This window comes from Alloalcanivorax sp. C16-1, assembly GCF_046507805.1.
GTDB lineage: Bacteria > Pseudomonadota > Gammaproteobacteria > Pseudomonadales > Alcanivoracaceae > Alloalcanivorax.
Genome location: NZ_JBKFTK010000007.1, coordinates 18,013 through 33,602, shown reverse-complemented (window position 1 = coordinate 33,602; position 15,590 = coordinate 18,013). Strand labels below are relative to the sequence as shown.

The following is a 15,590-nucleotide window of genomic DNA, read 5'->3' as shown; positions in this document are numbered from 1 at the left end:
ATGCTACCGTGTTTGGCGGCGCCGCCCCATGTCCGATTCGGTCAGTCCGTGACGCACCCTGCCATTGGCGGCGTCCCCGGCAGCGGGTAGGGTCGACGTTCTTTTGATGATGTCCCGGGTAAGGAGTGAAGTCCATGAGCGGTCCCCTGGCCTCCCTGAAAGTGCTCGATTTTTCCACCCTGCTGCCCGGCCCCTTCGCCACTTTGATGCTGGCGGACATGGGCGCCGAGGTGTTGCGGGTGGAGTCGCCCACGCGGCCGGACATGGTGCGGCTGCTGCCGCCCTCCGAGGACGGCGTGTCGGCGGTGCACGGCTACCTGAACCGCTCCAAGCGCTGTCTGGCCCTGGACCTGAAGAAGGCGGAGGCCCGCCAGGTGGTCCACGATCTGGTCAAGGACTATGACATCGTGGTGGAGCAGTTCCGGCCCGGCGTGATGGACAAGCTGGGCGTGGGCTACCAGACCCTGAAAGCGATCAACCCGGGCCTGATCTACTGCTCGATCACCGGCTACGGCCAGGACGGCCCCTACCGGGACCGGGCCGGCCACGACCTCAATTACCTGTCCCTGGCCGGCATGACCAGCTACAACGGCCGCCGCGACAGCGGCCCGGCGCCGATGGCCTTTCAGGTGGCCGATATCGCCGGCGGCTCCTGCCACGCGGTGATGGCGATTCTGGCGGCGGTGGTGCACCGCCAGCAAAACGGTGAAGGCCAGCACCTGGATATTTCCATGACCGACGCGGCCTTCGCGCTGCACGGCCTGGCCGCGCCGCCGGCGCTGGTGGCCGGCCAGGACCCGGCGCTGGAAGGCACCACCCTCAACGGCGGCGGCTTCTACGATTGCTACCGCACCCGGGACGGCCGCTACCTGTCCGTGGCCGGCCTGGAACCCCAGTTCTTCAGCCCGTTCTGCCAGGCGATCGGCCGGCCGGAGCTGGCCGCCCAGGGCCTGAGCCAGAACCCGGACACCGTGGCCGGGCTCAAGGCGGCCATCGCCGAGGTGCTGGCCGGTCAGGACTACGATCACTGGTGCGCCGTGTTCGCCGACCTGGATTGCTGCGTGGAGCCGGTGCTGAGCTTCAGCGAGGCCGCCGCCCACCCGCAGTTGAAAGCGCGCAACATGGTGGTGGAGGTGCCGCGCCACGACGGCGGCCATCAGCGCCAGGTGGCCTCGCCGTTCAAGTTCTCCGCCACGCCGGTGGATTACCGCTTCAGCGGCGCGCGCATCGGCCAGCACAACCGGGAGGTGCTGCGCGAACGGGGGCTGGACGACGCCGCCATCGAGCGCCTGCGCGACGCCGGCGCCCTCGGCGGCGACGCCTGACGATCGCGATTCACGACGCCACCGGCGGACGCTATGCTGGCGCCATGAGGCGAACGTTACTGGTGGGATTGTTGTTGTGGAGCGGGCTGCTGAGGGCGGCCCCGGACGATTGCCTCTGGCCGGGCGCGGACACCCTGGTGGACCGCACCCACGGTTGGTTGTCGCGCTCCCTGTGCTGGCCGAGCCGCTGGGTGGACGGCTTTTTCCAGGACCCCCTGCGCGAGAACAATGAACCCGCCGCCAGTCTGGTGCGGGTCACCGGCGAACGGGTCTGGCGGGACGACAACGAGGACGCCAGCGACGTGGACGTGGACGCCCGGGTGTGGCTGCCCAGCGCCGAGCGGCGCCTGTCGCTGCTGTTTCGCAGCCGCGACGAGGACCGGGACGACCAGCCGGTGGCCCGGGATCTGCCCGGCAACGACGACGAAGGCGGTTTTCGCGGGGCGTTGCGATGGGTGGTGGACCGCACCGACGCCATGGACCTGGACGTGGACGTGGGCGCCCGTTCCGACCTGACCACCTTCGTGCGCGCCCGCTACCGGCGTCTCTATCCGCTTGCCAATCAAAGCGCCTGGCTGCGCTACACCCAGAGAATCTATTGGGAAGATCCGGACGGTTGGGGCAGCCGCTCGCTGGTGGAGCTGGACCGGCCCCTGGCGCCGGACGCCATCCTGCGTTTTTCCACCGAGGTCCGTTACACCGAGGAATTCAATCAGGAGGGCACCGGCCTGGGCTTGTTCCAGGGCGTCAACCTGTTCAAGCAGCTGGGGCACCAGTCGGCGCTCAATCTGGGGCTGGGCGTGGGCGGGCGCAGCAAGCCCGGCGTGGTGGACAATTACCGGCTGTACGCCCGCTACCGTCGCAACCTGTGGCGGCCCTGGTTGTTCGTGGAGGTGGAGCCGTTCGTGCTGTGGCCCCGGGAACAGGATTACCAGGGCGTGCACGGGGTGGTGCTGCGCCTGGAAACCCTGTTCGGCAAGGTGGACGTGTGAACGCCGGTGGCGGCCAGTTCGTTTAGAAGCGACCGCCTTAGTTGGCCCAGCCGCCCCGGCGGCGGCCGGATTTGGATTTCAGCAGCAGGCCGGCCACGGCGCCGAGAATCAGAATGCCCACGCCGGTGATCCATTTCCGTGAGGTGTTGTCGTTGCGCAGCATGGTGTTTTCGGCCTTCAGCTGATCCAGGTCGGAACGCAGCATGCTCAGTTCTTCATTGAGACGGCGGTTGGCCTGATCCAGGCGCAGCGGGTCGGCGGCCACATCGCGCAGCTTGTCCAGTTCCTGGCCCCGGCTGGTCAGTGAGCCTTGCAGCTCCTGGTTCTCGCCGCTGAGCCGGTCGCGTTCGCTCTGCGCCTGGTTGAGCTGCTCCTGGAGGGTGCCGACCTGCTGTTCCAGCTTCTCGGCTTTCTGGGTGGCGTCGCGCAGGCGGATCGCCGCCACCGGGGTGCGGCTGATGTACTGCTTGCCGATGTAGCCGTCCACGTCGCCGTGGCGGATGTGTACCCAGTCACCTTCCTCACCGAGCAATTCCACCTGGGTGCCGCTCTTCAGGCCCCGATGCACGATGCGGTAGCCGGAACCGGCGCCGGAGCGCACCGGCACGTAAATCTCATCGTCCACCCAGGCGGTGGCGGCGGTGGCGGGCACCGACAGCACGGCGAGCAACAACAAACACAACCAGCGGACCAGCATCGATGGAAACTCCTTGACGGTGAAGGCGCGAAGTTTAGGGAACCGGCGCCGCCGAGGGCGCCGAAATAGTCACATTTCAGGGAAGAAACTCAGGGAAGTACCGCCTTGAACGGTTTCACCGTGACCCGGGCGTAGACGCCGGCGGCGATATAGGGGTCGGCGTCGGCCCAGGTTTGGGCCGCTTCCAGGGAATCGAACTCGGCCACCACCAGGGAACCGGTGAACCCGGCCTGGCCCGGGTCCGTGCTGTCCACCGCCGGGTGCGGACCGGCCAGGGTCAGCCGGCCTTCGTCGCGGAGCCGCTCCAGGCGGGCCAGGTGGTCGCCCCGGGCGCTGGCGCGCTTGTCCAGGGAGTCGGCCACGTCTTCACTGATGATCGCGTACAGCATCGTCGTCCTCGTCTTTCTTGGCCGGCGCTTCCGGCGGCTGTTTGTCCTGGTGGAAAAGGCGCTGGCGGTCGGCGTCCGGCATGCGTTTATAGAAATAGAGGAACGCACCGACATAGAACACCATCTGCAGGGCGGTGAAGCCGAACAGTTTGAAATTGACCCAGAAATCGGTGCTGAAGTTGTAGGCGATGTACAGATTGAGCGCGCCCAGCCCGACGAAATAGAGGATGAACGCCAGGTTGAGGCGGTTCCAGTCACGGCGGGGCAGGGCCACCACATAGCCGAAGCCGCTGATCATCAGCTTCTCGCACAGGCGCTGCAGCAGGTTGCGCTGGCGCAGGAAATGGCCCACCAGCAGCACCGCCGCCAGTACGAAGCTGATGATCGAGGGCCGCCATTTGATGAAGACGTCGTCGCGCAGCAGCAGCGTCAGACCACCGAACACCAGGGTGATGGCCAGCACCATCAGGTGCAGGCGATGCCAGCGTTTCCAGATCAGCCGTCCGGCGATTACCTGGAAGGAGGTGGCGGCGATGATGCCCCAGGTGGCCAGCATGATGTCCCGGCCACTGAGGAAGTACAGGCCGAAAAACACCACCACCGGGAGGTAGTCGAACAATTGCTTCATGAAGTCGTTTCCTCGGTCGGACCGCCGATGGTAGCGGGAACCGCCGCCTAAATCATCCCGCCCGGCGCCCCCGCCTGTATAGGCCGGGGGCGCGAGTGTGGTAACGTGCGCGCCATGACCCACATTGCCCCGTTCCAACGCCCCGACCTGCACTGCCACAGCCTCGCCTCCGACGGCGTTCTGGCGCCGGCGGAACTGGTCGCCCGCGCCGCCGAGTACGGCGTCGACGCCCTGGCGCTCACCGACCACGACACCCTGGCCGGTCTGCCGGAGGCGCGCGCCGCGGCGGCGGGGCACGGTATTACCCTGATCGACGGCATTGAGCTGTCGGTACTGTGGGGCACCCGGGAGATCCACGTTCTGGGCCTGTGGGTGGACCCGGCGTGCCCGGTATTGGGCGCCCGGGTGGCCGCGCAGTTGGATGCCCGGCGGGAACGGGCCCGGCGCATCGGCGCCCGCCTGGACAAGGCGGCCCGCATCGAGGACAGCTACGCCAAGGCCTGCGACAAGGCCGCCTCGGACACGCCCGGCCGGCCCTGGTTCGCCCGGGTGCTGGTGGAGGAGGGCGTGGTGCGCGACCAGCGCCATGCCTTCAACCGCTTCCTCAAGAAGGGCCAGTCGGCGTTCGTGTCCACCCCCTGGGTGACTCTGGAGCAGGGCGTCCAGGACCTGCTGGCCGCCGGCGGCGTGCCGGTGCTGGCCCACCCCCAGGCCTACAACCTGACCCGCAAGCGCCTGCGCGAACTGGTGCGGGATTTCCGCAACGCCGGTGGCCTGGCCATGGAAGCGGTGATGCCCGGGCTCAGCCCGCACCAGGCCGGCCTGCTGGAAGAGTGCTGGCGGCATTTCGGGCTGGCGGTGTCCGGCGGCAGTGATTTTCATTCGCCGCAGCAGAAGTGGCTGTCCCTGGGCGGCCTGCCGCCGTTTCCGCCGGACGGCCGGGCGGTGTGGCAGCTGCCCCAGGCCGGCTACGCGGCGGCCAATGCCGGTTCGTCCGACCCTGATCTCAAGGTGTCCGTATCATGACCGAGGTTCTCCACATTCATCCGGAAACGCCCCAGCCGCGCCTGATCCGGCAGGCGGTGGACGTGATCCGCAAGGGCGGCCTGATCGCCTATCCCACCGACACCACCTACGCCCTGGGCTGCGGCATCGGTGAAAAAGACGCCCTGGAGCGGCTGATCCGCCTGCGCCGGCTGGACGACAAACACCAGTTCACGCTGCTGTGTCCGGACCTGTCGGTGCTGGCGGTGTTCGCCAAGGTGGACAACCCGGACTACCGGCTGCTCAAGGCGCACACGCCCGGGCCCTATACCTTTATTCTCAAGGCCACCCATGAGGTGCCCCGGCGTCTGATGCACCCGAAAAAGCGCACCATCGGTATCCGTGTGCCCGATCACCCCATCTGCCAGGCGCTGCTGGCGGAGCAGGGCGGGCCGATCATGACCTCCACCGCCCATCTGCCGGACGACGAGTTCCCGCTCACCGATCCCCAGGACGTGCGGGATTTCCTGCAGGGGCAGGTGGATCTGATCATCGACGGCGGCTTCTGCGGGATCACCGAGACCACGGTGATCTCCCTGGCGGACGGCACCGGCCCGGAGGTGGTGCGCGAGGGCGCCGGGCCGCTCGACGCCATTTTCTGAACACTCGTAAGCCCGGGGACGGACTGGCACTGTCCCTGCAAGGCATTAATCCGGATCTTCCCCGGGCTGGCAGCGTGCCAGCCCTGTCTTTACCCCGGCGGTTCCCTTTATAATCGCCGCTTTCTTGCCGTTGCGACAGGAGTCGGCTTTTGAGTTCCGTGGTTCCCTCCCAAAGAGTGGTATCGGGTATGCGCGCCACCGGGCGCCTGCATCTGGGGCATTACCATGGCGTGCTCAAGAATTGGGCACGTTTGCAGCACGAGTACGAGTGTTTCTTTTTTGTCGCTGACTGGCACGGTCTCACCACCGAGTATGAGAACCCGCACGCCATTCAGGACTATGTCTGGGATCTGGTCATCGACTGGCTGGCCGCCGGCGTCAATCCCGGCTCCGCCACCCTGTTCATCCAGAGCCAGGTGCCGGAGCACGCGGAACTGCATCTGCTGCTGTCGATGATGACGCCGCTGTCCTGGCTGGAACGGGTGCCGACCTACAAGGATCAGCAGGAAAAGCTGCGCGAAAAGGACCTCAGCACCTACGGCTTCCTGGGCTACCCGCTGCTGCAGGCCGCCGACATCCTGATCTACCGGGCCGGCCAGGTGCCGGTGGGCGCCGACCAGGTGGCCCACGTGGAGCTGACCCGGGAGGTGGCGCGCCGCTTCAACCATCTGTACGGCCGCGAGCCGGGCTTCGAGGAAGCGGTGGCCGCGGCCATCAAGAAGATGGGTAAGAAGCAGTCGCGCATCTACACCGAGAACCGCCGCAAGTATCAGGAACAGGGCGACGAGTCGGCCCTGGAAACCGCCCGCGCCCTGGTGCAGGGCCAGCAGAACATTACCCTGGGCGACAAGGAACGGCTCAGCGGCGACCTGGAAGGCGGCGGCAAGGTGATCCTGCCGGAACCCCAGGCCCTGCTCACCCCGGCGTCCAGGATGCCCGGGCTGGACGGGCAGAAAATGTCCAAGTCCTACGGCAATTTCATCAGTCTGCGCGAGGAGCCGGACCAGGTGGACGCCAAGATCCGGCGCATGCCCACCGACCCGGCGCGGGTGCGGCGCAGCGACCCGGGCAATCCGGACAAGTGCCCGGTGTGGGAATTCCACCAGGTGTACACCGACGACGCCACCCGCGCCTGGGTGCGCGAGGGCTGCACCTCCGCCGGCATCGGTTGCCTGGAATGCAAGAAGCCGGTGATCGAGGCGGTGCAGGAAGAGCTGGCGCCGATCCGCAAGCGCGCCGAGGAGCATTTGCGTAATCCGGATCTGGTGCGCACCATCGTGGCGGAAGGTTGCGAGGAGGCCCGCGAAGCGGCCCGCGCCACCCTTGAGGAAGTCCGCGCCGCCATGGGACTGCACTACCGGTGAGCGGCCAGCGGGCGGTGAGCGGCCAGCGGGAGCGGCACGCATGAACGACGTCATCGACCAGCCGGCCGCGCCCGGCGCCCGCAACCCGCTGGCGCCGACCGGTCCGCAACAGGCGGAAATGCCGTTTGGTCTGATGTACGGGCAGGCGATCACCAAGCTGCCGGACGACCTCTATATCCCGCCGGACGCCCTGGAAGTGTTCCTGGAGGCGTTCGAGGGGCCGCTGGATCTGCTGCTGTATCTGATCAAGCGCCAGAATCTGGACATTCTCGACATCCCGGTGGCCCAGATCACCCGCCAGTACATGGAGTACGTGGAGCTGATGAAGGCGCTCAACCTGGAGTTGGCCGCCGAATACCTGGTGATGGCCGCCATGCTGGGCGAGATCAAGTCGCGCAGCCTGCTGCCCCGGCCCAGCCACGATGAGGAAGAGGACGCGGAGGACCCGCGCGCGGAGCTGATCCGCCGCCTGCAGGAATACGAGCGCTTCAAACAGGCCGCCGAGGACATCGACGGGCTGCCGCGCCAGGAGCGGGATTTCCAGCTGGCCGCCGCGCGCCGCCCGGACTTCGTGCGCGAACGGGCGCAGCCGGACGTGGATCTGCGCGAGCTGTTGCTGGCCTTCAAGGAGGTGCTGCACCGGGCCGACATGTTCGAAAGCCATCAGGTATCGCGGGAAAAACTGTCCACCCGCGAACGCATGGCGAACGTGCTGGACCGCCTCAAGGGCCGCGAATTCGTGCCTTTCGTGGAGCTGTTCGAGACCGAGGAAGGCCGCCTCGGCGTGGTGGTGAGTTTTCTGGCGGTGCTGGAGCTGGTCAAGGGCTCGCTGATCGAGCTGATCCAGACCGAACCGTTCAGCCCCATCCACGTGAAGGCCCGCACGCTGGTGCTGGAGGAGTCCGAGGCCCTGGCGGCACTGGAAATCGATGACGACGAATCCGCCGACGATACGCCCGAGGACGATTGACGTGGAGCCGCAGCACATCAAGAACATTCTGGAAGCGGCGATCTTCGCCGCCGACGGCCCGCTGGACCGGGACGCGCTGCTGATGCTGTTCGACGAGGGCGAGCGCCCGGACAAGGCGACCCTGTCGAAGCTGCTGGAAGAGGTGGCCGAAGAGTACGCCGGACGCGGCGTGGAGCTGCGCGAAGTGGCGTCCGGGTTCCGCTTCCAGGTGCGCAAGGACCTGGGCCCCTGGGTCAGCCGCCTGTGGCAGGAGAAGCCGCCGCGCTACAGCCGGGCGATCCTGGAAACCCTGGCGCTGGTGGCCTACCGTCAGCCGATCACCCGGGGTGAAATCGAGGAAATCCGTGGCGTGTCGGTAAGCTCGCATATCATCAAGAGCTTGCTGGAACGCAATTGGGTAAGAGTGGTGGGGCACCGGGACGTGCCCGGGCGGCCGGCCATGTTCGCCACCACCCGGCAGTTCCTGGACTACTTCGACCTGAAGAGTCTGGAGGATCTGCCGCCGCTGTCGGAGATCAAGGATCTGGACAAGCTCAACGAGGAACTGGCGCTGAGCGATGCCCCGGACGAGGACGACGACCAGGAGCCGGGCACGGCCAACGCCGGTGAACCCGCCGAACGGCTGTTCGGTGGCTACGACGAGGAGCCGGAAATCGACGATTCCACCCTGATGAGCATGGACAAGGTGGACGCGGTGAACGTCGGCTTCGAGACCGAATTCCGCCGCAAGGGCTCGCCGGAGGCGGAAAACGACGCCGCCCCGACTGAACCTGTTGCCACGGAAGTGCCGGTGGACAGGGAAGCGCCGGTGGCCGCCGAAACGCCGGTGCCGGAAGACGGGGACGCGGAACACCGGCAAGGGAACGACGACGACGGCGGCGAGACCGCCAACGAGGACGAAACATCGCGTCATGAGTGAAAAGTTGCAGAAAGTCCTGGCCCGTACCGGGCTGGGATCACGCCGTGAACTGGAGGCCTGGATCGCCAACGGGCGGATCTCCGTGAACGGCAAGGTGGCGACCCTGGGTGACCGGGTGGAGCCTGAAGACACGATCAGAGTGGACGGCAGGATCATTCCAGTGAAGGCGGAAGAAGACGTAATTCGGCGTGTGATCGTATATCACAAGCCAGCCGGTGAGGTGTGCTCGCGGAACGACCCGCAGGGGCGCCCCACGGTGTTCGACAATCTGCCCCGGTTGCAGGGCCTGCGCTGGGTGCAGGTGGGCCGGCTGGACATCAACACCACCGGCCTGATGCTGTTCACCACCGACGGTGAACTGGCGCACCGCCTGATGCACCCGTCCAACGGCTTCGTGCGCGAGTACGCGGTGCGGGTGCGCGGCGATCTCACCGACGAGAAGCGGCGGGCGATGCTCGACGGGGTGCTGCTGGAGGACGGGGTTTCCCGGTTCGACAGCATCGAGGACGCCGGCGGCGGCGAAGACGCCGCCAACCACTGGCACAAGGTCAGCCTGACCGGCGGCAAGTACCGCGAGGTGCGGCGCCTGTTCCAGTCCCAGGACCTGGAAGTGGCGCGGCTGATCCGCATCCGCTTCGGCGACCTGACGCTGCCCTCGGACCTGCGCATGGGCCGCTGGAAGGAACTGACCGCCGATGAGATCAAGCCGCTCACCGACCGGGTGGACCTGAAAGGCAAGAAGTACACCGGCCTGTACGGCCGCGCGCGCCTGCGTCACCAGCGTGGCGACAAGCCGCCGCGCAAACCCCGCCGCAATCCCTACCGGCGCTGAGGCGGCCTTCAAGGCAGCCGCATCAACGCCCCCACCAGCGCCGGCAACGCCGTCTCCACCCGCAGAATGCGGGTGCCGAAACGGCGCGTCTGGAAGCCGTGCTCCCGTAGCAGCTCCACCTCGAACGGCGTCCAGCCGCCCTCCGGGCCGATCGCCAGGGTGGCCGGGCCGCCCAGCTCGTGGGGCAGGGCGGGATGGTCGCCGGGCTGGGCCAGCAAGCGCGGGCCGGCGCCGGCCCAGGCGTTCAGGTCGTCCTCCACGAAGGGCCGGAAGCGGGGCGCCAGTACCAGTTCCGGCAGCACCGTGTCACCGGCCTGTTCCAGGCCCAGCAGCAGCTTTTCCCGTAGCAGGTCGGCCTTGAGGTTGGGCGTGCGCCAATAGCTCTTGTCCACCTTCCAGGCGTTCACCAGCACGATGCGTTTGATGCCCAGGCTGGCGGCGTCGATCAGCAGCCGTTTGAGCATTTTCGGACGCGGCAGGGCCAGCAGCAGGTTCAGCCCCAGCGGCGCCGGCGGCTGAGAAACGGCTTTAAAAGAAATCAATATCTCATTGTTTTCAATGGATTCTATCCAGCCTTCTCCCAGGGGGCCATTGAGCAGGCCGGCGCGACAGGGCGCGCCTTCGGTGAGCCCCAGCACGGTGCGTACGTGGCCGGCCTGGCGCGGGTCCAGGCGCCAGAGGTGCTCGCTCAGGCGTTGATCGGGGTGCAGCAGCAGCAGATTCATGGGGCGGGATTATCGCACAGGGACTGACGCAATCCTCCCGCAACGTGGCGATTCCGGCCCTTTGCGCCGGCGCCGGGGGTTGCTAGAGTGCGCCTCGTTATTCTTGATGACGTGGAGAGACACGCATGCAGTTCCAGGGCACCGACCAGTACGTCGCCACCGAAGATCTGAAGATGGCCGTCAACGCCGCCATCGCTCTGCAGCGCCCGCTGCTGATCAAGGGCGAGCCGGGCACCGGCAAAACCCTGCTCGCCGAGCAGGTGGCCGAATCCCTCGGCATGCCGCTGCTGTCCTGGCACATCAAGTCCACCACCAAGGCCCAGCAGGGGCTGTACGAGTACGACGCGGTGTCCCGCCTGCGCGACTCCCAGCTCGGCGCCGAGGGTGTCGAGGACGTCGCCAACTACATCAAGAAGGGCCGCCTGTGGGAGGCGTTCGCCGCCGACGACCAGGTGGTGCTGCTGATCGACGAGATCGACAAGGCCGACATCGAGTTCCCCAACGATCTGCTGCAGGAACTGGATCGCATGGAATTCTTCGTCTACGAGACCGGGGAAACCGTGCGCGCCGAGAAGCGCCCGATCGTGATCATCACCTCCAACAACGAGAAGGAGCTGCCCGACGCCTTCCTGCGCCGCTGCTTCTTCCATTACATCAACTTCCCCGACGCCAAGACCATGCAGGCGATCGTCGACGTGCACTTTCCGGAGATCAAGAAAGAGCTGGTCAGCGAGGCCCTGGAGATCTTCTTCGACCTGCGCAAGGTGCCGGGCATGAAGAAAAAGCCCTCCACCAGTGAGCTGATCGACTGGCTCAAGCTGCTGATGGCCGACGACATTCCCCAGGACATCCTGCGCAACCGCGACACCAAGAGCGCGGTGCCGCCGCTGTACGGCGCCCTGGTGAAGAACGAGGCCGATGTGCAGCTGCTGGAACGGCTGGCCTTCATGAGCCGCCGCGAACGCTGATCCCGGAGAAGCGTTTATGCTGATCGGTTTTTTCGAGGACCTGCGCGCCCACCGGGTGCCGGTGAGCCTGCGCGAATTGCTGGACCTGTTCGACGCGCTCAAGCACCACGTGGCGTTCGGGTCCATCGAGGACTTCTACATGCTGTCCCGGGCGGTGATGGTCAAGGACGAGAAGTACTACGACCGCTTCGACCGCGCCTTCGCCCATTACTTCGAGGGCCTGGAAAGCATCGAGCCGGACTGGCTGAGCCGCACCATTCCCGAGGAATGGCTGCGCGCCCAGCTGGAGAAGACCCTGTCCGCCGAGGAGCGCGAGAAGCTGCAGGGCCTGGGCAGCCTGGAAAAGATTCTCGATGAGCTGCGCAAGCGCCTGGAAGAGCAGGAAAAGCGCCACCAGGGCGGCAACAAGTGGGTGGGCACCGGCGGCACCAGCCCGTTCGGCGGCTACGGGGAAAACCCGGAAGGCATCCGCATGGTCGGCCCGTCGCGCAACAAGAGCGCGGTGAAGGTCTGGGAGAAGCGGGAATTCCGCAACCTGGACGACTCCGTGGAGCTGGGCATCCGCAACATCAAGCTGGCCCTGCGCCGGCTGCGCAAGTTCGCCCGCACCGGCCGCGACGAAGAGCTGGATATGGACGACACCATCCGCTCCACCGCCCGCAACGCCGGCCTGCTCGACATCAAGATGCGCCCGCAGAAGGAAAACCGGGTCAAGGTGCTGCTGTTCTTCGACATCGGCGGCTCCATGGATCCCTACATCAAGATGTGCGAGGAGCTGTTCTCCGCCGCCCGGCTGGAGTTCAAGCACATGGAGTATTTCTACTTCCACAACTTCATCTACGAGTATGTGTGGAAGGACAACCGCCGCCGCTGGGACGAGAAGGTCTCCACCTGGGACGTGCTGCACAAGTACGGCAGCGACTACAAGGTGATCTTCATCGGCGACGCCGCCATGAGCCCCTACGAGGTGAACTCGGTGGGCGGCTCCGTGGAGCACTGGAACGACGAACCCGGCGCGGTCTGGTTCCAGCGCATCATGGACACCTACGAGAAGGTGATCTGGCTGAACCCGGAACCGGAGCGGGCCTGGCAGATGACCACCTCCACCCAATGGATCAAGCAGTTGGCCGACCAGCGCATGTTCCCGCTGACCCTCGAGGGCATCGAGCGGGCCATGAAATACCTGAGCAAGTAAATCGCGGCCATCGCGGCTGAAAGCGGTACGCCTTTCAGCCGCGAAATCCTTAAGCTTTCCTTAAGCTACCCGCCGGGTCTCTGCGCTAATCTTGCCGTTCCTCGGACTCGAACAAGGACCCGGAATGAACCAACGCCTGCCACGCCTGCTGGCGCTCGCCCTCTGCGCCGGCCTGCCCGCGCTTACCCTTGCCGACGTGGACAAGGTCTATTCGCCCCGTATCCAGGCCGGCGATCTGGAACTGGAGACCCGTGGCACCTATCTGGACGACGGTGATCAGCCGGAAGACGGCCGCTGGCTGCAGAAATTTTCTCTCGGCTACGCCTTCACCGACCGCTTTGCCCTGGAAGCCTATCTGAACACCGAGAAACTGCCCGGCGAGGACTTCGAGCTGGAAGCCTACGAACTGGAGGGCCGCTTCAACCTGTTCCAGAACCGGGACTACGCGCTGGCCTTGCTCGGCGAGGTGGAGAAGGAGCGCGAGGACGACGTCTGGGAATACAAGATCGGCCCGCTCTACGAGCAGCGGCTGCCGGCGGACTTCCGGTTGCGCCTGAACGCCTTCGCCGAGAAGCAGGACGGCGCCGACGCCGAGGAAGACGAGATCGAATACTCCGCTGCCGCCCAGCTGGCCTGGCTGGAGGACGACGATCTGGCCCCGGCCCTGGAATACTACGGGGAAAGCGGCAACCACGGCGCCGGCCCGGTGTTGCTCGGCGAGTTCAAACTGGGCGGCCACGAACTGGAGTGGGAAGCCGGCGCCATCTTCGGCCTCAGCGACGGCGCCGACGATGTGGTCTACCGCTGGTCCTTGGAAGCGGAGTTCTGATCCGACCGCTCAGCCCGGCGCCTTCACCAGCTTGAGGGCGCCGATACTGGCCAGCACCACCACCATCCCCAGCCACTGCAGCGGCCCCAGGTGCTCGTCCGGGAACAACGCCAGCGCTGCGGTGACCGTGACCACCGGGCCGAACATGGCCACCACCGCCGCCTCCGAGGCATTGGCCCGGTGGAAGCCCTCGAACAGCAGAAAGAAGGGCAGCACCGTGGACAGCACCACCAACACCACCATCCAGCCCAGCGCCGGCGCGCTCAGCACCAGGTCGCCGGCGGGAATGCCCGGCAGCAGCCCCACCGCCATGAACACCAGCGTGAAACTGTTGGACACCTGATTGAAGCGCACCGAGCCCAGCGGTTTCATCAGGCCCTGGCCGAGGGTCAGGAAGCTGGCGTAGCAGGCCGCCGCGCCGAGCCCGTAGAGCACCCCGTGAACCGTCACCCGGCCGTCGTGCCAGCCCGGCAGCAGCAGCAGGGCGATGCCGGTCCAGGCGCCGGCGAACACCAGAGCGTGCAGCGGCGAGGGCAGGCGCCGGGTGCGCGCCGCGTCGAGCAGCATCACCAGCGCCGGGAACAGGTACAGCAGCATCCGTGACAGGCTGGCGCCGAGTTCATGGATGGCGTTGAAATCGCACCAGGTACTGAAGAAGAACAGCAGGCCGCTGACGCCGCACAGCAGCCACTGCCGACCGCTGAGCCGGGCCTTGGGCCGGTGCCGGTTGAGCCACAGGGCTCCCACCCAGAACAGCGGCACGGCCAGCACGAAGCGCCAGATCAGCAGCACGTCCACGGACACGCCGTATTGGTATACCAAACGGGCAAAAATGCCCTTGAAGGCCATGGCGAAGGTGGCCAGGGCCACCAGCACCAGACCGGATTGCCAGAAGGCGCGCCGGGTCATCGGAAAGCTCACAAAGCGAAAGAAAAAGGGCGGAGCGGGCCCATGGTCCGCCGGTGGGGCGGGGAAATCCAATGAAAAGCGGGACTGCATTCGATTCCATTCAGGAATGGCTACGACGAAAACCGATAAAGAACACGACTGAAAAGCGCAAACGTAAAATTCACGCCGTCGTCTTTTAACAATTGGCCGATCTATTGCATAGTACTGACGCCCAGTTCATTTCCCGCGTGCTTCCGGAGCGGACGGCCATGCGTCTGTTTGCCATATTACTGAGTGTTTGCCTGATCGGCGCCGCCCATGGCGAGCGTTTCTTCGGCGACTTCGATGTGATCGGCGAGCCGGTGGTGGGCGGCAACAACGGCCCGATCGAGGAAATGAACCGGGACCGTCTCAGCGTCAACGCCGATGCCGGCACCGAATTCGAGCTGCCGGTGCGCTATTTCTCACCACGGCTGATGGCGCGCAGCCAGACGCGACTGTCCGCTCTGTTTCCCGCCGATACGGCGGCGCAGCGGGACCGCATGATGCGCGGGCAGGGCAGTTCCCTCACCGAGGCCGGCCTGACCCTGGACCGGCTGTTCGGTCCGCGCAGCGACTACCGCTTCGACGCCGTGTTCAAGGCCCGCCGTGAGATGCTCTACCAGTACACCCAGCCCACGGAAGCGGCGTTCAACCCCTTCTTCGAAGCGCCCGGCACGCTCACCGAAAGCGAAGGGTTCAATATCAACGCCGGCCTGGCGAAAACCTTCGGCGACCTGGACATGGCGGTGCGCGTGGACCGGCTGTTCCCGCACCGGGACGATGGCCGGCTGGTGTCCAGCCCCTACCGCACCTCGGCGCTGGCCACCCTGGCCACCTACCTGGACCCGGCCTGGTGGTGGCCCGGCGCCCGCCTCAATATCAATATCGACGCCCGGGACGCCTTTAACGAGAACGACGACGCCCGCTTCGCCGGCGCCAACCTGTCGTTCGACACCTTCGGCCCGGCCTCCCTGCGGGTCGGTTACCGCCACGATCTGATCGACCACCTGGACACCTCGGCCACCGTGGGTCTGGGGTTTTCCCTGTTCGAACGCCTGAACTTCGACATCTCCGGCATCCGCAATCCGGACGATACCTACGGCGTGCTGGCGCGCCTGCTGGTCACCCAGCTCTGATCCCGCGCCGGGGGCTTGAGTCGGCGACCGTGAATTGGCATGGTT

At 66.2% G+C, this 15,590-nt stretch carries 17 protein-coding genes; 12 read left to right on the top strand and 5 right to left on the bottom strand.

Annotation, left to right across the window (positions count from 1 at the left end):
- Nucleotides 1-134 precede the first annotated feature (134 nt).
- Nucleotides 135-1,325 (top strand): CaiB/BaiF CoA transferase family protein, encoded by a 1,191-nt coding sequence (locus ACLD0W_RS16960; RefSeq protein ID WP_410308636.1) that lies wholly within the window; start codon nucleotides 135-137, stop codon nucleotides 1,323-1,325.
- Between the two features lie 44 nt (nucleotides 1,326-1,369).
- A complete protein-coding gene (locus tag ACLD0W_RS16955; protein WP_410308635.1) occupies nucleotides 1,370-2,317 on the top strand; it encodes a hypothetical protein in 948 nt (315 codons plus the stop codon).
- 37 nt (nucleotides 2,318-2,354) lie between these two features.
- Here the strand turns inward: ACLD0W_RS16955 and ACLD0W_RS16950 are convergent, their stop codons facing one another.
- From ACLD0W_RS16950 to ACLD0W_RS16940, 3 genes are all read right to left on the bottom strand, one after another.
- Nucleotides 2,355-3,014 carry a TIGR04211 family SH3 domain-containing protein gene (locus ACLD0W_RS16950; protein WP_410308634.1) on the bottom strand — a complete coding sequence of 220 codons (660 nt, stop codon included), beginning with the start codon at nucleotides 3,012-3,014 and terminating at the stop codon, nucleotides 2,355-2,357.
- Between the two features lie 89 nt (nucleotides 3,015-3,103).
- Complete coding sequence (locus tag ACLD0W_RS16945; protein ID WP_410308633.1) at nucleotides 3,104-3,403, bottom strand: YciI family protein; 300 nt, start codon at nucleotides 3,401-3,403, stop codon at nucleotides 3,104-3,106.
- The gene (locus tag ACLD0W_RS16940) at nucleotides 3,381-4,031 is read right to left on the bottom strand and encodes an inner membrane-spanning protein YciB (protein ID WP_410308632.1); all 651 of its coding nucleotides are present in this window, start codon (nucleotides 4,029-4,031) and stop codon (nucleotides 3,381-3,383) included. The genes ACLD0W_RS16945 and ACLD0W_RS16940 overlap by 23 nt, the downstream gene beginning before the upstream one ends.
- Before the next feature lie 114 nt (nucleotides 4,032-4,145).
- On the opposite strand from ACLD0W_RS16940, the gene ACLD0W_RS16935 reads away from it, so the two are divergent.
- The 6 genes from ACLD0W_RS16935 to rluB all read left to right on the top strand — a co-directional run bounded on the left by ACLD0W_RS16935 (nucleotide 4,146) and on the right by rluB (nucleotide 9,762).
- Nucleotides 4,146-5,057: a PHP domain-containing protein gene (locus ACLD0W_RS16935; protein ID WP_410308631.1), complete on the top strand. Its 912-nt coding sequence runs from the start codon at nucleotides 4,146-4,148 to the stop codon at nucleotides 5,055-5,057.
- Nucleotides 5,054-5,677 carry an L-threonylcarbamoyladenylate synthase gene (locus ACLD0W_RS16930; protein ID WP_410308630.1) on the top strand — a complete coding sequence of 208 codons (624 nt, stop codon included), beginning with the start codon at nucleotides 5,054-5,056 and terminating at the stop codon, nucleotides 5,675-5,677. The genes ACLD0W_RS16935 and ACLD0W_RS16930 overlap by 4 nt, the downstream gene beginning before the upstream one ends.
- 149 nt (nucleotides 5,678-5,826) lie before the next feature.
- Complete coding sequence (locus ACLD0W_RS16925) at nucleotides 5,827-7,041, top strand: tryptophan--tRNA ligase (RefSeq protein ID WP_410308629.1); 1,215 nt, start codon at nucleotides 5,827-5,829, stop codon at nucleotides 7,039-7,041.
- A 40-nt stretch (nucleotides 7,042-7,081) separates the two neighbouring features.
- Nucleotides 7,082-8,011, top strand: coding sequence for a segregation and condensation protein A (locus ACLD0W_RS16920; RefSeq protein ID WP_410308628.1), 930 nt, complete (start codon nucleotides 7,082-7,084; stop codon nucleotides 8,009-8,011).
- Between the two features lies 1 nt (nucleotide 8,012).
- The gene (gene scpB / locus ACLD0W_RS16915; RefSeq protein ID WP_410308627.1) at nucleotides 8,013-8,930 is read left to right on the top strand and encodes an SMC-Scp complex subunit ScpB; all 918 of its coding nucleotides are present in this window, start codon (nucleotides 8,013-8,015) and stop codon (nucleotides 8,928-8,930) included.
- Nucleotides 8,923-9,762, top strand: coding sequence for a 23S rRNA pseudouridine(2605) synthase RluB (rluB, locus tag ACLD0W_RS16910; RefSeq protein ID WP_410308626.1), 840 nt, complete (start codon nucleotides 8,923-8,925; stop codon nucleotides 9,760-9,762). Before scpB ends, rluB begins: the two co-directional genes overlap by 8 nt.
- Nucleotides 9,763-9,770: 8 nt before the next feature.
- Here rluB and ACLD0W_RS16905 read toward each other — a convergent pair whose 3' ends face one another.
- Nucleotides 9,771-10,487, bottom strand: coding sequence for a 16S rRNA (uracil(1498)-N(3))-methyltransferase (locus ACLD0W_RS16905; RefSeq protein ID WP_410308625.1), 717 nt, complete (start codon nucleotides 10,485-10,487; stop codon nucleotides 9,771-9,773).
- A gap of 125 nt (nucleotides 10,488-10,612) precedes the next feature.
- On the opposite strand from ACLD0W_RS16905, the gene ACLD0W_RS16900 reads away from it, so the two are divergent.
- From ACLD0W_RS16900 to ACLD0W_RS16890, 3 genes are all read left to right on the top strand, one after another.
- Nucleotides 10,613-11,455, top strand: a complete 843-nt coding sequence (locus ACLD0W_RS16900) for an AAA family ATPase (RefSeq protein WP_410308624.1) — start codon at nucleotides 10,613-10,615, stop codon at nucleotides 11,453-11,455.
- Between the two features lie 16 nt (nucleotides 11,456-11,471).
- The gene (locus tag ACLD0W_RS16895; protein ID WP_410308623.1) at nucleotides 11,472-12,650 is read left to right on the top strand and encodes a vWA domain-containing protein; all 1,179 of its coding nucleotides are present in this window, start codon (nucleotides 11,472-11,474) and stop codon (nucleotides 12,648-12,650) included.
- Nucleotides 12,651-12,774: 124 nt separating this feature from the next.
- A complete protein-coding gene (locus ACLD0W_RS16890) occupies nucleotides 12,775-13,479 on the top strand; it encodes a hypothetical protein (protein WP_410308622.1) in 705 nt (234 codons plus the stop codon).
- A gap of 9 nt (nucleotides 13,480-13,488) precedes the next feature.
- Here the strand turns inward: ACLD0W_RS16890 and ACLD0W_RS16885 are convergent, their stop codons facing one another.
- Entirely contained in the window at nucleotides 13,489-14,388 is a 900-nt protein-coding gene (locus ACLD0W_RS16885) for a DMT family transporter (protein ID WP_410308621.1), read from the bottom strand.
- A 248-nt stretch (nucleotides 14,389-14,636) separates the two neighbouring features.
- Here ACLD0W_RS16885 and ACLD0W_RS16880 point away from each other — a divergent pair, with 248 nt between their 5' ends.
- Complete coding sequence (locus ACLD0W_RS16880) at nucleotides 14,637-15,545, top strand: hypothetical protein (RefSeq protein WP_410308620.1); 909 nt, start codon at nucleotides 14,637-14,639, stop codon at nucleotides 15,543-15,545.
- Nucleotides 15,546-15,590: the final 45 nt, after the last annotated feature.

What these genes read in the sequence shown, in the direction of transcription:
- ACLD0W_RS16960 (WP_410308636.1), top strand. Translation starts at nt 135, where the DNA reads ATGAGCGGTCCCCTGGCCTCCCTGAAAGTGCTCGATTTTTCCACCCTG.
- ACLD0W_RS16955 (WP_410308635.1), top strand. Translation starts at nt 1,370, where the DNA reads ATGAGGCGAACGTTACTGGTGGGATTGTTGTTGTGGAGCGGGCTGCTG.
- ACLD0W_RS16950 (WP_410308634.1), bottom strand. Translation starts at nt 3,014, where the DNA reads ATGCTGGTCCGCTGGTTGTGTTTGTTGTTGCTCGCCGTGCTGTCGGTG.
- ACLD0W_RS16945 (WP_410308633.1), bottom strand. Translation starts at nt 3,403, where the DNA reads ATGCTGTACGCGATCATCAGTGAAGACGTGGCCGACTCCCTGGACAAG.
- ACLD0W_RS16940 (WP_410308632.1), bottom strand. Translation starts at nt 4,031, where the DNA reads ATGAAGCAATTGTTCGACTACCTCCCGGTGGTGGTGTTTTTCGGCCTG.
- ACLD0W_RS16935 (WP_410308631.1), top strand. Translation starts at nt 4,146, where the DNA reads ATGACCCACATTGCCCCGTTCCAACGCCCCGACCTGCACTGCCACAGC.
- ACLD0W_RS16930 (WP_410308630.1), top strand. Translation starts at nt 5,054, where the DNA reads ATGACCGAGGTTCTCCACATTCATCCGGAAACGCCCCAGCCGCGCCTG.
- ACLD0W_RS16920 (WP_410308628.1), top strand. Translation starts at nt 7,082, where the DNA reads ATGAACGACGTCATCGACCAGCCGGCCGCGCCCGGCGCCCGCAACCCG.
- rluB (WP_410308626.1), top strand. Translation starts at nt 8,923, where the DNA reads ATGAGTGAAAAGTTGCAGAAAGTCCTGGCCCGTACCGGGCTGGGATCA.
- ACLD0W_RS16905 (WP_410308625.1), bottom strand. Translation starts at nt 10,487, where the DNA reads ATGAATCTGCTGCTGCTGCACCCCGATCAACGCCTGAGCGAGCACCTC.
- ACLD0W_RS16900 (WP_410308624.1), top strand. Translation starts at nt 10,613, where the DNA reads ATGCAGTTCCAGGGCACCGACCAGTACGTCGCCACCGAAGATCTGAAG.
- ACLD0W_RS16895 (WP_410308623.1), top strand. Translation starts at nt 11,472, where the DNA reads ATGCTGATCGGTTTTTTCGAGGACCTGCGCGCCCACCGGGTGCCGGTG.
- ACLD0W_RS16890 (WP_410308622.1), top strand. Translation starts at nt 12,775, where the DNA reads ATGAACCAACGCCTGCCACGCCTGCTGGCGCTCGCCCTCTGCGCCGGC.
- ACLD0W_RS16885 (WP_410308621.1), bottom strand. Translation starts at nt 14,388, where the DNA reads ATGACCCGGCGCGCCTTCTGGCAATCCGGTCTGGTGCTGGTGGCCCTG.
- ACLD0W_RS16880 (WP_410308620.1), top strand. Translation starts at nt 14,637, where the DNA reads ATGCGTCTGTTTGCCATATTACTGAGTGTTTGCCTGATCGGCGCCGCC.